12 protein-coding genes are annotated in these 26,129 nt (G+C 43.1%); 5 read left to right on the top strand and 7 right to left on the bottom strand.

Annotation, left to right across the window (positions count from 1 at the left end):
* Positions 1-67: 67 nt before the first annotated feature.
* Genes N7U62_RS19275 through N7U62_RS19265 form a run of 3 tightly spaced genes read right to left on the bottom strand, consistent with a single transcriptional unit; the run spans position 68 to position 6,889 of the window.
* Positions 68-1,720 carry a DUF5123 domain-containing protein gene (locus N7U62_RS19275; protein WP_264139719.1) on the bottom strand — a complete coding sequence of 551 codons (1,653 nt, stop codon included), beginning with the start codon at positions 1,718-1,720 and terminating at the stop codon, positions 68-70.
* Positions 1,721-1,752: 32 nt separating this feature from the next.
* A complete protein-coding gene (locus N7U62_RS19270) occupies positions 1,753-3,579 on the bottom strand; it encodes a RagB/SusD family nutrient uptake outer membrane protein (RefSeq protein ID WP_264139718.1) in 1,827 nt (608 codons plus the stop codon).
* Between the two features lie 28 nt (positions 3,580-3,607).
* Positions 3,608-6,889, bottom strand: coding sequence for a SusC/RagA family TonB-linked outer membrane protein (locus tag N7U62_RS19265; protein ID WP_264139717.1), 3,282 nt, complete (start codon positions 6,887-6,889; stop codon positions 3,608-3,610).
* 484 nt (positions 6,890-7,373) lie between these two features.
* Here N7U62_RS19265 and N7U62_RS19260 point away from each other — a divergent pair, with 484 nt between their 5' ends.
* Positions 7,374-8,453: a LacI family DNA-binding transcriptional regulator gene (locus N7U62_RS19260; protein ID WP_264139716.1), complete on the top strand. Its 1,080-nt coding sequence runs from the start codon at positions 7,374-7,376 to the stop codon at positions 8,451-8,453.
* A 21-nt stretch (positions 8,454-8,474) separates the two neighbouring features.
* Here N7U62_RS19260 and N7U62_RS19255 read toward each other — a convergent pair whose 3' ends face one another.
* From N7U62_RS19255 to N7U62_RS19240, 4 genes are all read right to left on the bottom strand, one after another.
* Positions 8,475-12,959: a pectinesterase family protein gene (locus N7U62_RS19255; protein ID WP_264139715.1), complete on the bottom strand. Its 4,485-nt coding sequence runs from the start codon at positions 12,957-12,959 to the stop codon at positions 8,475-8,477.
* 465 nt (positions 12,960-13,424) lie between these two features.
* The gene (locus N7U62_RS19250) at positions 13,425-14,591 is read right to left on the bottom strand and encodes an AGE family epimerase/isomerase (RefSeq protein WP_264139714.1); all 1,167 of its coding nucleotides are present in this window, start codon (positions 14,589-14,591) and stop codon (positions 13,425-13,427) included.
* Positions 14,592-14,603: 12 nt separating this feature from the next.
* Entirely contained in the window at positions 14,604-15,650 is a 1,047-nt protein-coding gene (locus N7U62_RS19245) for a sugar phosphate isomerase/epimerase family protein (protein WP_264139713.1), read from the bottom strand.
* 5 nt (positions 15,651-15,655) lie between these two features.
* The gene (locus tag N7U62_RS19240) at positions 15,656-18,685 is read right to left on the bottom strand and encodes a PQQ-dependent sugar dehydrogenase (RefSeq protein WP_264139712.1); all 3,030 of its coding nucleotides are present in this window, start codon (positions 18,683-18,685) and stop codon (positions 15,656-15,658) included.
* 236 nt (positions 18,686-18,921) lie between these two features.
* On the opposite strand from N7U62_RS19240, the gene N7U62_RS19235 reads away from it, so the two are divergent.
* From N7U62_RS19235 to N7U62_RS19220, 4 genes are all read left to right on the top strand, one after another.
* Positions 18,922-20,586: a tetratricopeptide repeat protein gene (locus N7U62_RS19235; protein ID WP_264139711.1), complete on the top strand. Its 1,665-nt coding sequence runs from the start codon at positions 18,922-18,924 to the stop codon at positions 20,584-20,586.
* A gap of 177 nt (positions 20,587-20,763) precedes the next feature.
* The gene (locus N7U62_RS19230) at positions 20,764-23,502 is read left to right on the top strand and encodes a TonB-dependent receptor (protein ID WP_264139710.1); all 2,739 of its coding nucleotides are present in this window, start codon (positions 20,764-20,766) and stop codon (positions 23,500-23,502) included.
* Positions 23,503-23,735: 233 nt separating this feature from the next.
* The gene (locus N7U62_RS19225; protein WP_264139709.1) at positions 23,736-24,719 is read left to right on the top strand and encodes a hypothetical protein; all 984 of its coding nucleotides are present in this window, start codon (positions 23,736-23,738) and stop codon (positions 24,717-24,719) included.
* A 160-nt stretch (positions 24,720-24,879) separates the two neighbouring features.
* Positions 24,880-25,980, top strand: a complete 1,101-nt coding sequence (locus N7U62_RS19220; RefSeq protein ID WP_264139708.1) for a phytase — start codon at positions 24,880-24,882, stop codon at positions 25,978-25,980.
* Positions 25,981-26,129: the final 149 nt, after the last annotated feature.

Below are 26,129 nucleotides of genomic sequence, written 5' to 3'. Positions count from 1 at the left end.
TTGAAAAGGCCACACCGAAAAATCTATTTACCAATAATATAACAGCTAAAAAGCTTGTCACTAAACCTTACAACCCTGTTCTCCAACGAGGATCACCTGCACTAGAAGCACCAGGAAACCCTGTATCAGCGATGTTAAAATCGTTGTTTTCTGGATCTACCCACAGTTCTGCTGCAGTTTTACCATATACATTGAATCCAGAAATCTCATCTGAAGCAAAAGTCAAGTCACTTGGTATATAGCTATTTACTACATTGATATTAGTATTAGCTAATCCTTGATATCCTTTGATTGCGGTATTAGTACCAAGACCCGACATATCCCAACCTGGCCCTAGAATAGTATTGTTAATGCTGACACCATTCAAGATATCGTTGCTACCATCGGCTCCTCTCCATCTGAATAGTTGTCTTCCTCCTTCAGGAGCAGCATTGATAGTACAGCTCTCAATAGTGAGTGAATTGGTATTCGATCTACTAATGAGGAAATACTGACACTTATTGAAAGTAGAGTTTTCCAACAATATATCACCTGCTTGCCATCCATCGGTATCTACAGCAAATACTGAATAACCATTGATACTATCTGCAACACTTTCCACAATAGAGTAATTGTCAATCATACCAGTACCACCTTTTATTCTGGTGATTCCTCTCAACAGTCTCATTTCACATTCTTCGAATTTGATTTCTCCGATATTGCCACTTTTGTCAATATTGAAGGCATACTTTCCTCCGAAACCACTTGGACCGCCAGTTAGATGAATACCATTGAAAACTAGAGAATCTATACTTGCTCCATCTTCAATGTTATAATTAGACCCACAGTCAATGATTGGAAGAGATGGTACAAAACTCAAACCACGCATGATCTTTACAGATTTATTAAATGCATGACCATTAGCGTTATAAGTTCTACCTCCTTCAAGAATAACAACTGCACCATTACTAATATCTGGCAAAGTATCGGATAAAATATCTGGATTATCGATCCCTACTAAGTCAATTACATCCGTACCTGCAGGGAATATCAAAGACGCATAAGTAGTATAAGCTTCCCAGCCTCTCAATACATCTCCACTATATGTTGCGATGTTATATTCCGTCTCAGGATCCAATCCATCAATGATAATTTCACCGGCAGCATTATCTTCTGCACTCACCGTGTATTCTGCAAGCGGCGTTTCTAGTCTATTATCATCAATATCATAGATAACTACAGTAGTAATAGCATTACCCACCGGTTGCCAAATTACTTTCGCACGAGTATCCGTCACATCAAATTGGCCAGGAGCCATCTGGTTAGATGGGTACTTCTGGGTTCTAACATTTCCAAGTTCAGAAACTTTACTGTTGTATTCAACGTCATCAGCAATTGCCTGTGCTCTTACCTGATAGATGGTAAACCATAGCAATTCTTCCCCTACCTCAGGAATAGCTTCATCGATTACTACATAGTTTGTATCTACTTCGAAGGTATAATCTATGGTTTGAAAAGTGTCTCTACTCACTTCCAGGATATAACTTTCTGCCTCTTTGAATTTAGCCAAGTTGACTATAATGCTATTTCCTTCTGAAAACAACGCCTCATTCAACACTGGCTGAAACAACCTTGTTCTTGGAAACGAAGATTCATCCTCTTGACAAGAGTAGAATACTGATACTGCTGCTACTAATAGCAACAGTACCCATGTTTTTATATTGAAATTTAAGTTTTTCATAATTCTTGTATTCATGTTTTAATTAACAATGCTTACAGACCAAACTCGTATCCAGAGTTGTCAAGTGTGCCTTGACTACTTGAAATAGCATCTGCAGGCAAAGGGAAGATGTATCTAACCACACCAGGTACAGGTCCATCTATGTAGTTGGCCCAATCACGAGTGATCCATTCATCATATCCCAACTCATCATCGTGAAGTGACAGCAAAAATTGCTCCTGATTCCATTCTACTTGCTCTTCTGGAGATAGTACAACATTCGTGTTTCTATTAAGAATAACGAAGTTCCCACTTTCATCCAACTTCCAATAGATATAAATCGGAAGATTAGAATCTGCTAAAGGTCCAGTATTATCAAAAGCATAATCAGCCATATCTTTCAATCCCTGAACAGTTTCAGCCATTTTTTCAGAATAAATCCCCCATCGGATCAATTCGTACTTACGGATCATCTCTCCACCGAATTCCCAAGCTCTCTCATCTACCAATGCATCAAAAAATGCCTCCTTGGTAGTAAGATTATCCACATACTGATCAACTTTTTCAGTTTGATCTACATCGTTAAATGCTCTGGCTCTAACTCTTTTAAGTGCATCCTTTGCAGCAGCAGTAGGTCCACCATTTAATTCATTTTCTGCCTCAGCAAACATCAACAATACATCTGCATATCTCATCATTGGCCAGTTGATACCAGTACCTTTTGCAGTACTCGCCCCTGGAGGATCATCAAGATCCCATCTGCTCCATTTAGCCTGAGAGATACCTCGAGTGATGTATTCTGGCTCTCCATCCTTGTTGATTTTGTACAATCCACAAGTAACATCTCTACGCAAATCAGTTGTGTCAAATGAACAATAGTAGGTCAAAGGCATTCTCATATAGTTATTACCTGATCCATAGTCGTGAGCAGCATCATTACCACCCTCAACATCAATACCGATATTCCAACCTACATCACCATTACCCAATGCAAATGGGATTTCAAACAACACCTCATCGTTAACTGGGCTTATGAACTTGGCTTGGTTCAAGAAAATCTGACGAAAATCTGTAGGCAATTCTCTGTCCTTAAGATTCATCAACTTTTGCGTATAGTTTCTAGCTATCTCATAATAATCCAAGTAATCATCATCTCGTACCACACTCATTTCTGGTGTTAAGTAATAACCCCCACGCTGAAGTGCCAATCTGGCAATCAATCCTAAGGTAAACTCTCTGTTTACTTGCTCGATTCCATAACGAGTTTGATCAGCCCATTGCATATCTTCCTCAATTTCGATCAAGTCATTGATCACATGAGTCAAGATTTCATTTCTATCTGTTCTTTCTAAGAAAAAGTTTTGACCCGCCTTTGGTGCTTCGATACTAAAAGGAACATCACCAAAGTAGTAAATCAACATACTGTACCAATAAGCACGTAAAGTATAAGCCTCACCTAGCAATTGGTTCGCTGTATTTACTTCTACCTGATCCGATGAACTTAGCAAAGGACTAGCTAACAAACCTTCAATAGCAATGTTCGCATCTCTGATGGCTGTATAAGCTGCAGACCAAACTTTACCTAAATCCCCATTGTTCTCTTGAGGATTTAAATCCCAAATCTGGTATCTATCACTAGTGCTACCCCATCCACTGGAGTGCTCTATATCTGTATTACCCGTCATGTTGTTAGAAAGACGAGATCTAAATCCATCTACACCAAATTGCACATAGATTGCATTGACCCCCATTCGGGCATCATCCACGTTAGAAAATATCAGAGACTGGTCATAAGTCGACAGTGACTCTGGTTCTAAGAAGTCTTCGCATCCCATCGTCATCAAAACGATCAATGCTATTAATATTTCTTTTGCTTTCATATTAAAATGCTTTTTTATCGTCATTCAATTAAAATGTGATGTTCAAACCTGCAGCGAAAGATCGTGGGCGTGGGAATGATGAATAATCCACCCCTGGAGTAGTCGCGGCAACTGACGAACTGCGAGACGTACTCACCTCAGGATCATATCCAGAATAGTTCGTCCATACATGTAGGTTATATCCAGTCACGTATACTCTGAACTTAGACATGCCAAGTTTAGAAATCCATTGTTCTGGAAACGAATAACCCAAAGTCACATTGTTTAATCTAATAAATGAACCATCCTCTACAGCCCAGCTATGAATAGTCGCTTGTGCAATACCAAAGCTATTGTGAGACCACATTTCTTTGCCTTCATTCATTTCTGCTAGCTGAGTCAAGTCAGTTACAATTTCACCAGGTGTTCCGGTATAGCTACCATCTACATCCACGTAGGTAAATCTGTTGTCAGAATTCATGGTGTTAAGGATGTTTCCATTTCTAACTCTTCTGAACTGACTATGCTGAATTTTGTCAGCGTTGTAGATATCATTACCATAAGAGTAGTTGAAGAACACAGAAGCATCAAAACCTTTAAACATCGCATTCAGACCAAAACCACCTTGAAATACTGGTAGAGCATTACCTATTACTTTTCTGTCATTGCTATCAATAATTGAATCATTATTGATATCCTTTAGTTTTAAGAAGCCAGGACGAATATTAGTATTTCCTACTGTTCCTGAGGAATTAGCCACACCATCTTTTAGCGTATAGGTATCTGTACCAGCATCGTACGAAGAAAAATCATCGGTAGTATAATAACCATCAGTTACGTAACCATAAATGTCACCAATCTGACCTCCTACTCTCAAGTAGTAGTCCTCATAATCTTTCAAATCTGTACTAGCCCACTCAGACGCATAGAATCTATCGTCAGCTGCATCTAACTCATCGATATTCGATTTGTTGTAGCCTATGTTGAAATTAGCAGACAAGTTAAAATCACCTTTATCAACTAGATATCCGGTCAAGCCTAACTCAACCCCTTTGTTCGTGGTACTACCAATATTGTCCCATTGAAATTGAAAACCAGTGTTTTCTGGGATTTTAGATCTCAACAAAAGATCTCTTGCAGTGTTTTGATATAGATCAAGACTACCAGCCAATTTACCTGTAAACATAGAGAAGTCAATACCCGCGTTTCTGTTTACTGTAGTTTCCCAAACCAAATTAGGATTATATAGTACAGAGCTAGAAGGTGTATAGTAGTTATTGTCAAAGTTGTTAAAACCAGGACCACGAACTGAAGAAGGGCTTAACAAGAACTGTGCTGCCGTGGCATCCACTCTATCATTACCCGTTTCACCATAACTGGCTCTAATTTTAACGTCATCTATAAACCCTAAACCTTGCATAAATCCTTCTTCAGAAAGTTTCCATGCTAAGGCTACAGCTGGAAATATACCAGTTCTATTCTCTTTAGAAAACTTACTTGTTTGATCAGATCTCACCGTTACAGTTGCGATGTATTTGTTATTAAACATATAGTTAGCTCGACCGAACAAAGAAAATCTTGCTGTTGGAGTATACTCAGTAGTGAAGAAATTATCTACACGACCAACTCCCATATTTGCAAACAATTCTTCCGGAGTAATAGACATACGATAATCTTCACCTCTTACGTAATTTCTATTTCCACCAGCCTCATAGATCTCCTGCCCAATTAAGAAATCTAAGTTACTTTTGCCTAAATCCTTAACCTTATAAGATAAGGTGTTCAACCATCTATATGTATAAGTATCTCTGTTGTCCTTATAACCCAATGGTCTACTACCACCATTATTGAATGACTCACTTGTCAATGGACCATAGTATCTCAATCGCTCTTCGAATTCTCTTTCTCCAGTAACTGAAGATTTGTAATTCAACCCGTCGATCACTGTCCAGGTCACTGCCGCATTCAACACATATGATGCTCTGTTTCTTTGTCTCCAGTCTTGTGCAGCTACTTCATTTGGATTCAAAAATGAGGTAATGAAGTTCTGATAATCGTTATCTGAATTGGTCTGAGTAAAATCGATATCAATATCATCAGCAATACCATTGACTGGACGAGACTGTACAATATCCTTAATTCTCAACTGAGCACTACCTGAAGTACCTGCACCATCTACTGTACTATATGTGATTCTGGCACCTGCATCAAATTTCAGGTTGTCATACATCTGGTAGTTCAATTTGAAATTGATTACATCTCTTTTGTAACCAGAACCCTCCATCAAACTCTTATCATCATTGTGAGTCAAACTTAGGTTGGTTTTGATTTTTTCAGTACCACCTGTAATACTCAAGTTGTGATATTGGCTAAGAAGGTCGTTACTAAATATCTCATCTTGCCAATCAGTCTCTTCTTTGTACTGATATAGCTCTAAGTCTTCATATTTTCCAAAGAACTTTTCAAAGTTCTCAAGATCTTGTGGAGATCTCAATTTTGCATATTCATAGTTAGCCATTACGTACTCGTATGGGTCCAACACTTCATGCTTTCTATTTTGAGGTAACCACTTGTGCTGAACAAAACCATTGTAGTTAACGGTAGTACGTCCTGCTTTTGCTTTTTTAGTCGTGATTACAACCACACCATTTGCTGCCTGCGCACCATAAATGGCAGTAGCTGAAGCATCTTTCAATACGTTGATGCTTTCAATATCTGAAGGAGGAATATCATTGATTGAACCAACAATAAATCCATCAACCACAAACAACGGATCATTACTCTGTGTAATAGATCCTCCACCACGTACTCTAATAGTGATTTGAGAATCTGGAGAACCATCTCCAGTAGACACTCTCACACCTGGTAGACGACCTGTCAATGCTTCGGCAGCACTAGCTACAGGTACAGACTTCAGTTTTTCACCAGATAAAGAAGCAACTGCTCCTGTCATATCTGTTTTCTTCACCGTTCCATAACCATAATCCACAACAACAACTTCTTGAAGTTGTGCTACATCATCTTCCATTGTAATATCCAGGCTTGAGCGGTTTCCCACATTAATCTCCTGGGTTTTCATACCAACAAATGAGAAAATTAGCGGTCCCTGACCACTGTAATTGACTTTGAATGTTCCATCGATAGATGTCACAGTACTGTTAGAGGTTCCTTGCTCGATGATCGTTACACCTGGCAATCCCTCACCCGTCGAATCAGTCACTTTACCGGACACTGTTTTGTCCTGGGCGTAAGCTACTGGATTGAGCCATGCACATCCTATGAAGAACATGAGCGCCATGATTCGAGTTAAGAGTAGTAAGCTTTTACTCATAATAATAAGATTATAATACAACAATAATTTAGTCTAACCGGGAACTTTCACCCGGACGCCGTTTTAGTTGACACAATATTACTGTGCAAACGTTTACATAGATATTGCTTTTTTTTTAGAGTTCAAAACAAATAGACAATTTTTCACTTATGCTATTCATTACTGACTATACGCAGAGAAGATACCGGCATTTAACTATATTTAAATCATGACAATTTATAAGTTCACACAAAAACATGTAAACGTTTACATGTTTTTGTGCAACTTTTTGACTAACATTATTCATTCATTGCATTGATTAAACCCAATCAAGCATAAATATGAAAGCATTAAGTCACTAACAATGGGCTTTTTATTAAGCCAAAGTTGGTTGCATTACATCGGATGTATTCTATTTTTGAGGCGGTTTATTAAAATATCATGAAGTTGAAAGTATGTTAGGCAAAACCAAACATATATTAAGTAAACCCGGCGAAACAAATAGATGGTTAATAAATCCAAAGTAACGATAAATGACATTGCAAAGGCTGTAAACGTAACTGCCGCCACCGTGTCGCGTGCGCTCAATAATAATCCAAGGATTAGTGAAGCGACTCGAAAAGCCGTACAAAAAGCTGCTAAGGAGTTGAATTATCAACCCAATAATATTGCTGCGGCCTTGAGACATGGCAAAAGTCATTTAATCGGGGTAATCGTCCCTCGAGCAGATAGAGCTTTTTTCTCTTCGGTCATCAGAGGCATAGAAGAAATTGCCAATGAAATCAACTACAAGGTGATTATCTGCCAAACCTATGAGGACTTAGAAAAAGAAGCACAAACGATAGAAACACTAGTGAATGCACGTGTCGATGGCATTATTGCTTCTATTAGTAAAAACACCATTGATTTTTCTCATTACCAATCTGCTATTGACAAGGGCTTTCCTGTTGTGCTCTTTGACCGAACATCTGACCAAGTCACTGTCAATCAAGTGGTAATAGATGACTACTATGGTGCATACGAAATCACGAAACATCTAATAGATCAAGGCAGTAAAAGCATTGCCTACTTGACTAGCCCTATAAAAATCAACATTTATAAGGATCGTTTAAGAGGATATATGGATTGCCTGGCAGATCACAATATAGATTATGATGAAAGGCTCGTAGTAGAAAGTAATCTTCAACTCCAGGACGGGAGACAAAGCATGGAAAAACTACTCTCAGGACAAAGAACACCTGATGCGGTTTTTTCTGCATCAGATTATGGAATCATGGGAGCATTGCAGGTTCTAAAGGAACGAGGGATTCGCATCCCAGAGGATATCGCACTGGCAGGATTTGGTAACGAGCCATTTACCTCCTTCACCGATCCAACCTTGACAACTGTTGATCAGCTCAGTATAACTATGGGGCGGGTAACTGCCGAATTATTTTTTGACCAACTCAAAGGGAGCAAGAAAAAGCATCATGAACCTCACAAAACCATGCTTAAGCCCGGTATCATAGTTAGACAATCCAGTTTAAAAAAAGGGCTGAATCAAGAGAACAGCCCAATATCTGAAGAATATAAAGAGTTGCCTTAACAGACAACTCTTTTTCATTTCTTAATCCACCCAGGTTTTAATCACCTTTTGCTCTCCCTCTTTTATTATCCTAACAATTATTATCCCTGAGACTACATCCATCGTGAGCAAAGAACCTGTACTAATTTGTTTTTCTAAAAGAACTCCCGACATTGAATACACAGCAACTTGATCACCTTCAATCAAGCCTTTCACAAACAACTGTTTGTCTCTTCCGTACACTATTACATCATCAACTTCTATTCCTGCAGCCAAAACAGCAGACATCTCAAAAATGGCTCGAATTCTAATATTACGCTCCACTTTCATAGACCAGGGGTTTTGATCCGAAAGAAAAACACCATTGATATCCTTCCATTCTACAAACTCATAACCTTCAGCTGGAGTTGCCACAAGTTCTATAGTAGCACCCGCTTCATAATAGTCTGAAGGAGATGTAATCGCAAGAGTTCCGCTATTGTCCCCCACTTCTAGCAGCTCTACAGTAAAAAGAGCCACGAAAACCGCTTTAATCTGTTGATCCTGATCCATAACTAGGCTGATACTAGCGTCTGTACTGATGTCATTACCCGTTGCGTCGGACCAGTGCGAAAAACGATAGCCCTCATTGGCCACAGCAGTTAATGTCACTTCCGTACCCTCATCAAAGATCGTTTTATTAATCGACTTGTCGACTTGACCTGCCAGACCATCACTCAATTGAACATCTAAATAAAAGGTCTTAACAAATTCGGCAGACAAGGTTTTATTTGCATCCATAGTCACATCCAGTGGATTTTGAGTGGACACTTGTACACCGCCTTCATCCAGCCAACTCACAAAACGGTATCCATCACTCGCGGTAGCTGTGACTTTCACTATCGTACCATCCAAATACTGCTCCATGGCCGGGTCTACGCTAACTGAACCTGCTTCAGCCAATGTAGAAGATGCTGTCAAGCTATAATATACAAGCTCATCTTCTGAAATGAGCACAGCCTGTACCGACTGATCTTCATACATGGTCAATTTCAAAGGATTGTTTTCCGAAATCTTCTGAGCATTTTCATCCTGCCAGTACAAAAACACATACCCAGTAGCAGGAACAGCCTCTACAATCACTTCAGTACCTTCGTCATAGCTCTCTTGATTTGGGCTAATAGACACGCTACCAAAGCTAACATCATTCACGGTTGCGCTTAGGCTATATTGCGCCGCAAATTTACCCATCAACTCTGCATCAGTAGATAGCGTGAAAGTGTGGGGATTAATCTCACTAACCAACTGATCATTTTGATCATACCAGCCTACAAATTTATACCCAGCATTGGCCTGTGCAGTCACAGTAATCTCAGTATTAATATCATATTTTTCTGCTATCGGACTTTGGCTGACTGTACCTGCGCTCTGGTTGTTGGTACTCAGCAGTAAAGACACCTTTGGCACGCCATCCACTACGGTCAATGTATTAGACATAAAACTTAATGCACCAAAATCACTCACCGCCTGTACCGCATAGACGTAGGTCTCCCCAGCCACTATATTCTGGTCCACATAGGAAGGCTCAGTGGTAAAACCCTGAAACTGATTATCCCTAAAAACAATGTACAATCTAGCATATTGATTATCCTCCCAGCTAAGCGTATTCTCAGAAATGGACAAAGACTGAGGTGCTTGTGGTGCATCCATAATGAAACGAGGATCCCAATCATCACCAGACCTTAGCATAATATTGCCATAGGTATAGGCGGCCGCCTCTTCATCTGTCAAATTATTTTTGGCAGTCCCGGTTATGGTCTCTCCAGTGTCTCTATCTTCATATTCATAATCCGAAATTCGCTGAGACAAATCGACCGGGTTACCTGCCTGGTCCATGGTTCCATAATCGGCAAAAACAGCTGGAATCGCCCCCATCTTATAATACCAACCAGAAGCATATACATCTACCTTCAATGTCGAATTAAGAAATACCGCCTTTGGCGCATTCTTCCAGGGTCTACCATAATAGGTAGTCACTCCATCAGCACCGTCCAGTATACAGTTGTTAAAAACATATCCCCAAGCTGTACCCTCTTCATGACTTGGCGCCACTATATATCCACCATCCTTTCTCATATTGTTGAGTACACAGTCATCAAACAACACATCTCCTCCACCATAGATATAATCCACAGCTCCTTCAATCTTACATTCATTTAAATAATGTCTATCAGAAAGATTTCTCGTAGAGGTGAGATAGGTGTCCTGATAACTTCTCAGATAACAGTTTTTCAAACCAATTCGATCATTGTTGGTATACAGTGCCAGTGCCTGTGGCCCTGACTGATTCTCGTATCCATAACTGTTTTCGAATGTGATATTCTCGAAATAAATGTCGCTAGCCTCTACCACCATAGTAGCTCCTTCGCTCACATGATATACGGGACTTCCATTGCCATCATCCCCTGAGAGACGATTATCAGAAATAATAACCCCTTCTCTACTTTGCCCTATGACATGCAAATTAGGCTTGGTTATAGGTATCAGATGATGCCCCGTATATTTTCCATTCTTTACAAAGATTACCCATGGAAATGCACTTGAACTTGGTGCATTTTCAATTGCATCTGTGACTGTCATATAGTCACCAGAACCATCCAAAGCCACCACCGCATCAAACATCTTTTTAGTAGCTGCTGTTCTCGAACGGGTAGTAAAAGTAAAACTCGTTCCTTCGTAAGGATTTCCTGAAAGATCCGTCAAAGATCCAGATGGCACTGTAAATGTATAGCTGGTGTTATAATCTAATCGCTCATAAGAAAAGCTAGCGGTCTTGGAACCAAACGTTCCGGTCAACACCTGATCTCCCAGGGTAATCTCTCCAGAACCAGGCTGAACTTTTTCATCAAAGGTCAATACAACTGACCCTGTCACCGAGGCATTGGTAGCATCAGACGCTGGCACGGTCGAAATCAAGACTGGTGCTTGGTCATCATTTTGGATCACCGCATCTGCATAAACAAAGATATTGGTAAATGCGGTACCGTCATTATCACTCCCTTCCTGAACAATAGTACTGGTTTCATCAGCCTCCCATCTTAAGTAAAGCATTTCCTTACCTGAAGCTTCTGACGGCAATTGTACATTTAGGTCTTTCCATCCAGAATTATGCACATCGCTGATATCCACTCGGGCCACTTCATTAAAATTCGTTCCATCTACAGAATATTGTAGCGTAATCTCCGAATACACTTGATAGTTACCCCCGACCATAGAGTGTACTTTTATATTTTCATGTCCTACGGTAGAAAGCTGAGCCTGTAGGTAGCGTCTTCTTGTTTTAAATTCTGACCCTGGAGTCCAAAATCTAATACTCGGATAGCTAGGTGAGAAGCTACTGGCATTAGCCAACCAATTGACGGTATTGCCATCTGGCTCATAAATTGAAATAATCCCCTGATTAGAACTAGAGGAATAAAAATCACCCGCTCGGTTCGATCGGGGCTCCTGCGCTTCAAAATCCCAACCCACTATAAAAGGTATCTCATCAAAAGTAGCAATGACCGTTTGATCACTATTCATAGTTAAGCTCCTTTCAGTAGACGTAGACCCATTGTCCCAATAACTAAATGATGTCACTGCATTTGGATTCACCTTCAGCAGTACCTGAGTACCAGCCTCATATTTTCCCCCTACGGGCTCAGGAGACAACTCTACCTCTCCCCACAAACTTCCTGAGACCTCCAGATTGAGAGCAAAAGTCTCCTTTTCTACAAAAACAGCTTTCAAACTCACATCTGTATTCAAAGTAACAGTATATGGGTTGTCAGTAGTCACAGGATTTCCATTTACATCTTGCCATTCCACAAAGTCATAACCAAAATTAGGAGTAGCCAGCACCTCAACACTGCTACCTTCATCGTAAGTGTCGCTATTAGGAGATTGGGTAATGGTCCCCGCTCCCTCAATATTGGAACTTACATTGAGTGTTTTTTGTGGGAGATTAGAAACATAGTCTCCGTAGATCTCCAGGTCGAACATGTAGGCATTTTGAGTTTCATCAATATTGGTAAACTTCAATGCCACATCTGTATCGTTGATAGCCAACTCCACAAGCATCCCACTAGAAGGATTGATCACCTGCTCGTATAGCAACACCCAATCAGCATCACTAGCATTTTTCTTCCACACCTTGTATCCTCGATTGCTTCCAGTCGCTCCTTCGATAAAACGAATCCTGGTAATAGAGGCCAAAGGAGAAAGCTCAATAAATGAACCTGGGGTTTTCTGAGCTTGTGCCCATCCTGCACTGACCAAATCGTAATTGAACCGGCTTTCATTGACTGAAGTGGGTGAGATATGCACTTGATTGAGGCAAAAAGTGAGGGTCTCATTAGAAAAGTCTGTCGTTTTATCAACGGTAGCCGCCTCTGTGGCCACAGCCTCCCAATCTTGAAAATCGGTGGAATAAAGTAATTTCTCTTCTGCACTGGCAGATTTAGCTCCACAAAGTAGAACCACCAAAAAAAGTAAAAATTTTTTCATCATGCTTTGATTTTAAATAGCAGCCTATTATTCAGCATCCCTTTTCTGAAGACAACCTTTCACTACTTATTTCCTTCATCATGGTCAAACTCATCAACTTGACATTATCACATAACAGATCCAAATTTTGCGCAATCGATTACGCTTAGTGATAAAGAAAAATAATGAGTTGAGCAGTACAGAAATACTGCCTTAGAAGAGAAAGGATTCCGAATAACAATAGCATTTTAGTCTAATTTAATGATTAACACCGCTTTAATATCCATTCGTCCATTATTCTATGGACATAAAGCAATGTTACTTGAGTAATGAATGAAGCTTTTTACATCTCTCCATCCCTACTAAACACTAAATATAGTACAAACGTTTGCACAAAGACAAATTAAAAATCAACCAATTAAAAAAGAGCCAACACTTAGGCTCCTAATAACAGTCTGAAAAGAAAATATTGAGTCAAATGGAGAAGTACTACAACCTCTCCATCACCTCCATCATGGCCCTTCCATTATGGTAGGGGCATTTCCAGGGACCGGCCTTATCTTCACCAGTCACCAACTGATGATCACGCGTGACGCGCCAGTGCCATTCGCCGGCAGGATCGATGATGTACTCTTTCGTGAATTGCCAGATCGAAGCGGCTACTATTAGATATCTCTCATCCTGACTGAGCTGCCATGCATTCACAAAACCAACCAGTGCTTCTGCCTGTGGCCACCAATGTTTATCTGTATCTGTCAATCCATGCGGACTTGCCTCGTTCATTAATCCACCATCTTTGTCAAGGCCTCTAAGCGCCGCATCAGCCATATTCAGAGCCAATTCGTTGGTTTTTTGAATCAGCTCGTCATCTTCTATCACATCAGCTGCTTCGGCCAGCAACCAGCTCCCTTCTATGTCATGACCAAATGAAATTTCATCTGAAAGCAAATTCCAATCATCGTCAAAGAACAAATTGAAATGTTTCTTATCACTAACAAACCTGGTACTCATCTCATTGATCAGGTTTCGCAGATCCTCCTCTAATTTTTCGTCTTTCCAAACACGATAGAGATTGGTATAAGCCTCCAAAACATGCAGATGAGTATTCATCGTTTTGGTAGCATTCATGTCCTTTTCGCTCAGGCGCACATCTTCGATTAAGGACCAATCCTGAGCAAATGCCTCAAAATAACCATTTCGCTGTGGATCGAAACTATGCTTCTCCAGCAATTCGAATAGGCCAATCGCCAATTCTAAAGCTTCCTCACTTCCATTCATCCTCACATATTCTGACAAAGCATAGATAGCAAATGCCTGTGCATAGACCTGCTTTTTAGGGTCCTTCACCTCTCCCTGATAATCCAACATCCAAAACACGCCTCCATGTTCCGAATCAAAGAAATGATCACAGATATAATGGTACGCCCGATCCGCCATTGCTTTGTGATTGGGATTCTGAGTGTATCGGTAGGCAGCGGAAAAAGTCCACAATATTCGTGTATTCAATATGATAGCTTTGTCGGACTGGGGATGTAAAACACCTTCCCCATCGATTCGGCCATAGAAACCGCCATTTTCATTATCCACCATTCTCTCCTCCCAAAAAGAAAGAATATTCTCATTCAATACTTTTTCTGCTTCCTGTTTTGTGATCATTTTCAATATTCTTTATCCCATTTTACCTACGCGCTGAAGCAAAGCCTTGGTGGCTAAAATCCCCTCCGCCTCACTCAACTCGTTGCCTTCATATTCTATCCCGATATAGCCATGAAAATTCGCTTCCTTAGCGATTTGCATCATCTTTTCGAAATCGGTACTCGTCTCATTTCCCTCTGCATCAAAGGCATGCGTCTTGGCGCTCAACCCCTTTGCAAATGGAATCAAATCCTTCACTCCCTGGTATCTGTCGTACTCATTGGCACAACCTTCAGGCCCTCGTTCGATACAGAAGTTTCCAAAATCCGGAAGCGTACCGCAGTACTCACTCCCTACCTGACTGATCACCTCTGCTAGCCACTTGCCATTGGAGGAATAGCCTCCATGATTCTCAACGATGACATTGACGCCATTTTGCGCACCATATTCGGTTAGTTTGCCCAAACCATCTATGGCTGCTGACTTAACTTCCTCTTCTGTTCCATTACCCGCTGCATTGACACGGATGCTGTGACAACCCAATATTTTGGCAGCATTGATCCATTTGTAATGATTTTCTACTGCCTGCAGCCTGGCCGCATCATCCAGATCTCCCAGACTGCCCTCCGCGTCGCACATGATCAGCTGACTACTCACCCCCAGATCATCGCAGCGTCTTCTCATCTCCTGCCAAAACGTTTCATCGCTACCTTTTGAGAAATAAAAAGTATTGACATACTCAACCGCATTGATTCCAAAATCACGTTGGGCGATCTCAGGAAAATCTTCAGGTTTCAACTCTCCTTTCAGCAAAGAATCAGGATCTGATTGAATCGTGCTCCCGAAAGTAGCCCAATTGGGTGCCCCTCCGAAAAACGAACGATGCAAGGACCACTGCGCCAGAGAAATTCCAAAAAACAAAGCAGATGCCTTGCCTTCTCCTCCCTGACCGGATATTTGTTGATATTCTTTTTTTCCTGTTTTGCTACAACTGCTGAGTAGGTTGACGCCACCTAAGAGAGCCATCCCTGCGCCGGCAGCACTCATCAGTTTGATTGCTTTTCTTCTGTTGGTGTTCATGATGTTTATCGGTTTAGATGAAATTTGATTTGATCCACCCCCACGAGTGGGCTTTCTGATTTGAATACTAAATAAATATCTTGTTTGCCTTCAGCCTTCAATTCCATCGTCAAACTCTCCTTTCTCATCGCTCCAGATTTCCAATCTACCGAAGACAATAATAGCCCGTCTGGGCTTTCACCATGGAGTTCAATCTTCACAGCTTTGGGGGTCATTTGCTCTACGGGGCTCGAAAGTACCAACTCCAATCGATCGATGTTACTTAAGTCCACCTCTCTGTATCCAAAAAATGCTGTACTGTCCTTCATTTTTAAGAAACGGGCATCTCCATCGGCAATGTCTCCTTCTATTGAAAACCCACTGACCGAATCTGCAGACTCAGCTTGCAACACAGGCAATCTCAAGGTTACTTCCGTCATGGCACTTAGAGGAGAAGTTCCTTTCTCACCCCCTCGATCTTTATAGCTCGCCTCAAAACGATAATTCGCTTTGCTCTGGACTTTTGTCACAACCTGTCCCTCGGTTTTAATCACCTCTGCTTCTTGAGCGGCAGCATCATTTACAGAGAAAATAAAGTCTACAATCTCTTTCGCGGCCTTTACCGTAAAGTCCGGATGAGCTGGCATTTGCCCTTCACCCCAGTTGCCCACTCCACCCCCAATGATGGTCTTTGCCAAAACCTCTTTGGCTATATAATCCTTGTCGTAGCGCTCTGCCACCTCATAGAAACTTGGTCCAATGGATTTTTCATTAATCTTATGGCAACTACGACAATCACTATTTTGGATCAACCTCAGCCCCGGAGCGATCCCTTCCTGACTCATCCCATCCAATAGTGCCAAACTCGCCGGTGCTCGGTTGTCGCTCCCCGTATAGTTGGTCAGACTCACTTTTACTTCCTTAAGATCTATCCCTTCATTTAATCTGCCGTCCTCTTCATCCTCCAATTGCAAAGCATATCGAATCGGACGTCCCGGCCAATAAAAAGTACTATTATCCGCAAATTCGAAATTTAATTCAGGTTTAGCATTCCCTGCAATAATGGTAGCACGGCTACTGGCACTTGCGTTATATCGATCTTTTACAACCAAAAGCACCTCGTATTCTCCGGCTTTGGTGAAGGTGGTCTCTGCCTCAAAACCAGTCAAACTGATATCCTCTGGCCCCTGAATGATCCATAGATATTCAAGACTATCCTTCTCGTCCCAATCCATACTGCCCGCAGCGGAAAACGCTACTGTCAGCGGTAGTTTTCCATTGTCCTGAGACAGGGCAATATTCGCTACAGGTGCCCTGTTGCCATAGGTAAAATCCAAACGTATCAATTTAGAATCGTGGTTGTCTGTAAAGTAGCCAATGCCATATTCTAGAATATAAAGTGCCCCATCCTGCCCAAAAGTCATATCGATAGGAGCAGCTACGACCGATGCATCAAGCAATGGTTCTATGGATAGAAAATTCCCTTCCTCATCCAGCGAAATGACTTTTACCCAGCTTCTGGCCCAGTCAAATGCAAACAACTTATCTTGATAATAGGGAGGAAAAGCAAAGCCTTTGCTCTTGATCGTTTCATAATCGTAAACTTCTCCAACCCCTATGGAACGGGACCCTTTCCCCACTCCAGGAAACTGCCGTGTTTCATCAAAAGTGTAATAGAGCAAGGCAGGAACAGCCGGTGGCAACTCCTTTGCTCCAGTATTGTTGACAGAAGTATTGACTGGGTTTTTAGGGTCGAATCTTGGCCCCAACTCCCCTGTTTCAAAATCATAGTCCGCATAGGCCTTGTTGTCCGCATTGAAATAGGGCCAACCGTAGTTGCCCGACTTTTTAGCCATATTGATTTCGTCATGAGCGGAAGGGCCTCTCTCGCTAGTCACGTTACCATCAGGTCCCACATCGCCCCAAAACAACCAGTTTCTTCTTTTGTTGATCGCCAGTGTAAAAGGATTCCTTGCGCCCATCACGTAGATTTCGGGCAACCCTTCAGAGCCATCTTTGGCAAATAAGTTGCCATCAGGAATCGTATAGCTACCGTCCTCCTCCGGATGAATCCTGAGAATTTTACCTCTTAAGTCATGCGTATTTGAGGAAGATTTTTGGGCATCCCAGGGCGATCGACCCGAGCGCTCATCTAACGGTGTAAACCCGTCTGAATCTCTGGAAAAAGTATCATCGCCCGTACTGATGTACAAATTGCCCTCCGCATCGATCTCCAGGTCACCCGCCGAGTGGCAGCACTCATCTCGCTGAACTGGTATCTCCATCAACACAATTTCTGATTGGCGATCCAGTCCCTTAGGAGTGAGTCGAAATCTGGATATGTTCTGTTTGGGCTCCTCTCCAGGATCAGAATAAAAAACATAAGCCCATTGGTTCTCTGAAAAATTGGGATCCAAGACCAAACCGAGCAATCCATCTTCCTCTCCGCTGTAAACAGCCAGACTATCTATCTCTTGATAATCCTCTGTCCTGAGATTGTAAAGATTGATGGTTCCTTTGCGCTCCACCCAATAGACCAGCGATTCCTTTGTCACCGCGATACAAATGGGTTCTCTGAGAGGCGCCACCAGTACCTGGCGTTTCAGTCGGTCAGGTGCTGGCATGATCGGTGTTTCGGCCAGACTGTAATCAAGATTTGCTTGACGAAGACTCAATTCTGTCCCCTTGCAATCGATTTGCACTTGGTTGGATTGAAAAAAAGGTTGAAGCTGTCCCCAATTGTAGATGGTGTCCACGCAAGTGAAAGTCACTTCGCCTCCAGCCTCTAAATATCGCTCAATCGTATTTCGCTCATTGAAGCTAAGCTGTGTCGGGTCTGCTTTCACCCACAGATGACTAGCCTGCAAGAGGTCTTCGGCAGCTATAGTCTCCAAATAAAGCAATGAGTCAAAGCCCTCCTGTTTCGTTTTCGAAACATCGGCTCCACTCCGAATCACTAAAAGTGATTTTTGCTGCTCACAAGCCCAGAAAAAAAATAAAATAAATACCCCTACCCAGAGAGGCATAGCTCTCCTCATGTCTAATTTTTTAGTCATATTCATACATTTCTAACCCAGAAACCTACAGACATGATAAGAGGGGCCGTCATGCATGGCTTCAAATAATCTCCTCCTTAAATATGAACAATTTTTATCGAATGACAATTGTCATGATTTTGTGTTAAACGTTCACTCCATGTTGATCATAACAATTTCATCATCCCTCGATATCAGAGAGATAATCTGCAAAATCAATCTTTGCTGTTTTTATCAAGCGAATGCAGCACGCCATCATGAAATATTTTTGTTACTTGTCTTTGTTGGCTCTTGTGTTACCAGCCTGCGACCTGTCTAAGGACGAAGTATCTTCCAGAGCTACTCAAGAAGTCGACCGCATCCTATTACAAGCGGAACAAAACATCCTGCATGCCGATAGTCAACTATTTCAGATTCGTCGCGCCCTCAACCTGGCCGAAAGCCTGGAATACAAAAAGGGAATAGCACAGAGCAGTCTCCTCATGGGAAAAACTCTCTACCAAATTGGGCATCTGGACCTTTCTCTTCAACACCTCCATGATGCGCTCAACTATTATGAAAATGATCCGCATAAACGTGCGGAATGCAACGTCACTATTGGTGAGGTGTATCTTCGGTCCGAAAATTACGGACAGGCCCTCCTCCACACACAAGAAGCCCTGGAGCAATTCAAAATATTGAACAATCCCAGAGGGGAAGCACAGGCCATGGGTCAACTGGGCCATCTCTTCGAGAAGAGGGAGCAATACGACTCTGCCCTCTACTATCAAGAGCAGGCCTTGGCCTATTTCGATCAAAGCCAGGACAGCAGCGAGCTGGCTGTGATCTACGACAACATCGGCAGCATCTACGAAGACCTGGGCTTTTACCGACAAGCTTATGAACATTTCGTCCGAGCCTATCGCTACAGCCTTGCCCTTGGCGACACCCATGGGTCGCTAGTCAATCTCAACAATATGGGAGACAGCTATCGCAAAAGAGGGATGCTCGACAGTGCCTATTTATTGACCAAAGCCGTCTATGACCAATCCCTCGAACAACAGATCGACTACCAGACCAAAGCGGCTGCCAGAGACTTGTCTAAGTTATTTCTGGAGCTAAAGCAGCTAGATAGCGCCTATTACTATCTGGACCAAAGCTATCAACTGACTGAGGTTATTTTTGGTCAGGAAAATGCCAAAGAACTGGCCAATGCACAATCCATCTTCGAACTGGAAAAAAAGCAACAAACCATCCGTCTCCTGGAGCAAGAAAAAAGCCTGACACGCAAGGTCACAACGGGCGGATTTCTGGCTGCACTGATCATGATAGCCCTATTCGGATATGGCTCCTACCTCCGAGTAGGCAAAGCGCGAAAAGAACGCAAACTCCTGCAGACAGAAAATGAACTGAGCAAGGCAGAACTGATCAACGCCCAGCTAAACGAAGAGAAACTGAGAGCCGAACTGGAAAACAAACGCCTGGAAGAAGGACAACTGCAGCTAGAGCTGGAGATGAAAAACAATGCACTTTCTCGTTCAGCGCTCCACTTGATTCAGAAAAATGAATTTTTACAAAGCCTCCGTAGCAACCTAAAGAAGATCAAAAAAAGCGAAAAAGAAGACCTGCACAAAAAGATCCAGAAGCTGACCAAATCCATAGACCTGAACTTCAATATGGATGACGACTGGGAAGAATTCGAAAACACCTTTAAGCAAATACACACGGAGTTCTTCGACAAACTGAGCCAGCAACACGGCAACCTCAGCACCTCAGAGGTTCGGCTCTGCGCCATGATCCATACCAACTTGCACTCCCACGAGATCGCCTCAATCATGGGCATCTCCAGCGATAGTTTGAGAATCGCCCGCTATCGTCTCCGAAAAAAGCTCGGTTTAGAAAAAGGTGCCAATTTATTCAACTATCTCAAGGACTTCAGTTAACGCAGATTTAACATGCAACCCACTGTTTTCAAAAGACTTACAAATACATGTTTACGTTTTGATGCTGCCAACCCTACCCCCTGTTGCCCTTATGTTGAGCCCGCTGTTAATATTCAATTCACATCTGGAATCATTCTTTGCCTCGTCAATTTTTTAGGACATCAAATAAAAAACTAGATGAAACAAAGCATTACCATTTTACTACTAAGCCTGTGGAGCCTCACAGCTTTCTCTCAGGAGAAAGTAATCAAAGGCCGAATCACAGATGGGATCAGTGGAGAAGCACTGACAGGCGCTACTGTCTTACTCAGTGGCACCCAGAAAGGAACCATTACGGACCTCAATGGCGAATTCAGTTTGCGATTGACACCCGGAGCAAAAACGCTTTTGATCAAATACCTGGGGTACAAAGACTACAACATCACTATCGACCCGGCTGAGAGCGATTTTGTAGATCTGCAGCTGACTGATATGTCAGCCGAGCTGCTGGAAGTAACCGTTCGTGGTTCGCTAGAGGGACAGCAAAAGGCCCTCAACCAGCAGAAAAATGCCGGTAATATCAAAAACATCATAGCAGCGGATCAGATCAGCCGCTTCCCAGACCCTAATGTAGCTGAGGCCATGCAGCGCATGCCGGGCGTTACTTTGCAGCGCGACCAGGGCGAGGGACGCTACGTCATCGTTCGTGGATTGTCTCCGCAGTTCACCAACATGAGCATCAATGGGGAGCAAGTACCTTCTCCAGAGGCAGGCGTTCGTTTTGTGGCCCTGGATGCCGTGCCTGCAGATCAGCTTTCCTCCATCGAGATATCAAAAACACTGACGCCTGATATGGATGGAGATGCCATCGGTGGCTCAGTCAACCTTGTGACCAGAAAAGCCAATAGCAGCAATCTGGAAGTACAGGGTACAGTTGTAGGAGGCTACAATGCCCTGATGGGAAAACCCAATGCTCAAGGTTCCTTGATGCTAAGCAAGCGATTCGGTGCTAGCGAAAAGCTGGGCATTTTGATCAATGGTAGCCACTTCTACTCCGACCGGGGATCAGACAACTGGGAGCGAGATGGAGACGAAATCGAATTGAGAGATTACCAACTGAGAAGAACACGTACGGCACTCAGCAGCACCATAGATTACCGTTTCAATCCCAACAGCGAAATCTACCTGCGAGGCATCTACAACAGCTTTTCGGACAGGGAGTGGAGACGTAGATATGTGATGGTGCCCAACGCGGACGATTCTCCTTTCGAGGACCACGAGATTGAGCGCCTGACCAAAGACCGATTCGAAAGACAGGATATTGCCAGCATCAACCTGGGAGGAAAACATGTGCTTCCTAAACTCACACTGGACTATGAAGTATCCTACGCCAGAGCGATCCAGGACACGCCTTTCGATTTTGAAGTCAATTTCATCGCAGAACCGGACGCACTCAGCACCGATTTTTCTAATCCTAATTATCCTTCCTTCCAAACCAATAGTGAATTCGACTATCTGGACAACAGCAACTACGAGTTTGACGAACTAGAAGCAGGAAACACTTTTGCCAAAGACGAAAACATCACGGGCAAATTCAACATCGGCATCCCTTACCAACTGGGCAACAACCAGGGACTTGTCAAATTAGGCGCTAAATACAGAGCCAAAGACAAAAGTCTGGAGGTAGTCAACAACAAATATGGCTGGGCCGGTGGAGACATCTCCTTCGAAGGGCAAAACGGTGATTTTACTCTGGAAAAATTCGAAGGCGGACTAGTCGACGACAACTTCTTAGGCGGTCGCTACGAGCTGAGCAAAGCGGCCGAAATGGAGCGCGTGATCCGCTTTTTCAATGCGAATAAAAATGGATTCGAACTGGAGGTAGAGGACAAACTGGTAGACGAAAGCGTAGAAAGCTACGAAGCATCAGAGGACGTGATGGCCGCCTACCTGATGACCGACCTGACGCTGAACAAACTACAGATCGTAGGTGGTGTTCGCTTCGAGCAAACAAATGTGGACTACACTTACAATACCGTGCTATTCGATGACGAGGGAGATCTGGACGACATCATCTCAGAGGAAGGCAACACCCACTATGCCTTTATTCTGCCTCAGGTCAATTTTAGATACTCGATCGATGGCATGACGAATCTGAGGCTGGCTGCTACTACCTCCTATGCTCGTCCCAACTTTGAATCCATCGTCCCCTCTCAGGAGATCAACATCGCTGACAGAGAAGGAACGATAGGCAACCCTGAGTTAGATCCGGTATCGGCCATCAATCTGGACCTAATGATCGATCACTACTTCGGTACGGTAGGCGTTTTGTCCGCAGGCGTTTTTTACAAAAACCTGAACAATTTCATCTACAAGAGACGCTTTGAGACGGATAATTACCAGGGCATTGATTTCGGGACAGCCATCGACCTGGTACAGGACGTCAATGGCGATCGAGCAGATTTGATGGGAATCGAAATTGCCTACCAGCAAAACCTGACTTTCTTACCAGGTGCATGGGCTGGTCTGGGCATCTACGCCAACTACACCTACACCTCCTCTAGTGCAGAGCTGAAGGACCGATCTGAGTTGGGTCAAAACGACAAAATCAACCTTCCGGGTCAGGCAGAGCATGTGGGTAACCTCAGCTTGTCTTACAGTCTGAAAGGATTTACGGCTCGCGTTTCGGGTAACTTCGCTGGCGCCTACATCGAGGAGCTGGGAGAGGAAGCGGATGAGGATCGCTACATCAACGACCGCTTGCAAATCGACGCAACGGCCAACTACAGCATCAGCCCTCGATTCAACGTATTCGCTGAATTCCTCAACATCACCAACGCTCCCTATGAGGCCTACCTCGCAGGAGACAAAGACCAGATGATACAAAGAGAATTTTACAGCTGGTGGTCCCGCGTAGGAGTGAAGTTCACGCTGTGAGTGGAAAGTTCTTAAAGTGGAAAGACTACTTGAGTCAGACATAGCATCAATGCTCTTACGGTCAGTCGAAAATTTCACTTGTTTGAGCGCAGCGAGTCTGAAATTTTCTAGCCTTTTTGCTTCGTTTTTTGGCAATGAAAAAATGAAGAGCCAGTCCGGCTTGAGGACAATAAAGGTTATATGTAGCAGGATTCTATCTTGAATTCTGCTGGGTTCAACTAACAAAAAACAAAATGAAAATTAAAAACATACATATACTGGCACTCGCAGGCCTCATCTCCTCCTGTGCCCTCAACGAACCTGAAGTCAACATTCAGGACGACAATTTCCCATTCCGTTTGGAAATCGACGAAGAAGGAGCTGATTTGGCAGATGCCGAAGATTATGGGATCGAAATCGCCTTTGCAGATTATATCGGCGATCTACCTGCTCAGCCCATCACACTCAGCTATGAGCTGACTGGAGAGGGAGACTATGCAGGTGCTGCGATAGACGAAATCTTATATGTCTATGAAGAGGATGATTGCGAGTTTGAGCGTGAGATTGCTTTTACAGCCAACACCATCACCATCCCAGTGGACGAAGACATGGGTACTGTCCCAGAAGAATTCGAAATCGTCGTTTTGATGAATGAATCTGGTGATGATGCCAACGAGGACAGTCAATTCAGCCTGAGCATCACGCAGATTGAATCAGCCGATGAGGTGCTATTCTCTACTGTCAATACTTTCGAATACGAGATACTGGACAATGACCTGGCCGGCGAATGGTTGCTGGAAATCGGTTCCCAGGAAGAGCTAGAAGCCTTTCAGGAAGTCTTCGGGCCTATCTCTTCGGATTTGGCTGAGCTCACTTTCGCTGATATTTCTGGCGAAGTAAAGTTTGAGTTCGAATTTGAAGAGGTGAAAATCGAAGTAGAGCTAAACGAAGAGGAAGAAGTAAGCAAATGTAAAATTGGTGAGATCGAAACCGAGATGGAAAACCTGATCGTGGAGATCGAAGCAGAATACGATGCTGAAGATGGCGAGCTAGAAATGGAGGAATCCTATTTCACTGAAGATGGAGAAGAATTGGACTTCATCATCGAGGCGGAATACGAACTAGGCACTGCGGAGGATGCCACTCTCACCTTCACCCTGGTGATCGACGAAGACCACTACGAAGAAGGAGACGAACTCTTCGCTGGATCTCAATCTTTCACTTTAATTAGAGACTAATAAAGAGCTTGATTCAAAAGTCATATTGCTGTCAAGCTGAGGCCCTCGAAGCTTTGCTGCTAGTTGCAGGCAGACACTTCGATAAACTCAGTGTGACAAGTAGTAGAGGCTTTAAGACTTTTGATAAAAGCTTAAACAACCACATTTAATATTTAAAACCATGAATAAAAACATCATATATATACTCGGCCTGGGATTGGCAACTTCCTGCCTACCATCCTCTAAAACAGCCGAAACACAAAGCGAAATTACCCGCATTCAACCCAAATACGTAACCGATTCGGTCAACTACGACAGTGACGATCCTGCCATCTGGATTCACCCCAGTGACCCAGCTCAGTCCCTGATTCTCGGAACGGACAAAGGCGATGACGGCCAGGGAGGCGTATTTGTTTTTGACCTTCAGGGAAATGAAATCGCTGACAGGCGCATCTCCAACATCGATCGCCCAAACAACGTCGATATCGCCTATGGCTTTCAACTGGATAGCACGCAGCAGACGGATATAGCCGTGTTCTCAGAGCGGGGCAAAGAGCAAATCAGAGTCTTCAGCTTGCCTGACATGAATCCCATCGATGGAGGCGGACTACCAGTCTTCGAAGACAGCGAAAACCGCCTGGTCATGGGAGTAGCCCTCTACAAAAGAGCAGACGATTCGATCTTCGCCATCGTGAGCCGAAAAGGTGAGAATGCCCCTACTGAAGGGTATCTATACCAATATTTGCTCTATGCTGAAAACGGCACAGTCAAAAGTCAACTGGTTCGCAAGTTTGGGAAATTCAGCGGGGGAGATGGAGAAATAGAAGCCATCGCAGTTGACGCTGAAGCAGGCTACATCTACTACTCAGACGAACTCTACGGCATCCGCAAATACTATGCTGATCCTAACAAGGGCAATGAGGAACTCGCACTTTTCGGACTGGAGAACTTCACCGAAGACAGAGAGGGTATTTCCATCTACCCAACGGGTGAGAAGAGCGGATACATCCTCATCTCAGACCAGCAAAACAGACGCTTTCATGTCTACCCAAGAGAAGGCAGTTCCAGCAATCCTCATCAGCATAACTTGATCACCGTCTTGCCCATGCAGGTGGTCGAAAGTGATGGATCAGAAGTGTCTCCTGTGGCCTTCAACGCAGACTTCCCGAAAGGAATCTTTGTCGCCATGTCCGACAACCGCACTTTCGAAATCTACGACTGGCGCGACCTGGAGCAAGCTATTCAGGACAGCACAGAGTCTCAAGAATTGACTCAGAATTGATGAATACTCTACAAAAGGCCGTCTCAAAAGATTTTCATTGTAATGTTGAGCCTTTTGAGACAGCCTCAATTGCCCTATTCTGGTTCAAGCGTCCGCTTGGACCTTAACCAATCAAAATTGAAAAAGTGACCTAATCCACCTTTCTACTG

Origin of the sequence: Reichenbachiella ulvae (genome assembly GCF_025833875.1) — a bacterium.
Classification (GTDB): Bacteria; Bacteroidota; Bacteroidia; order Cytophagales; family Cyclobacteriaceae; genus Reichenbachiella; species Reichenbachiella ulvae.
The sequence above is the reverse complement of the archived record's forward strand: the minus strand, read 5'-3'. Positions and strand labels throughout refer to the sequence as shown.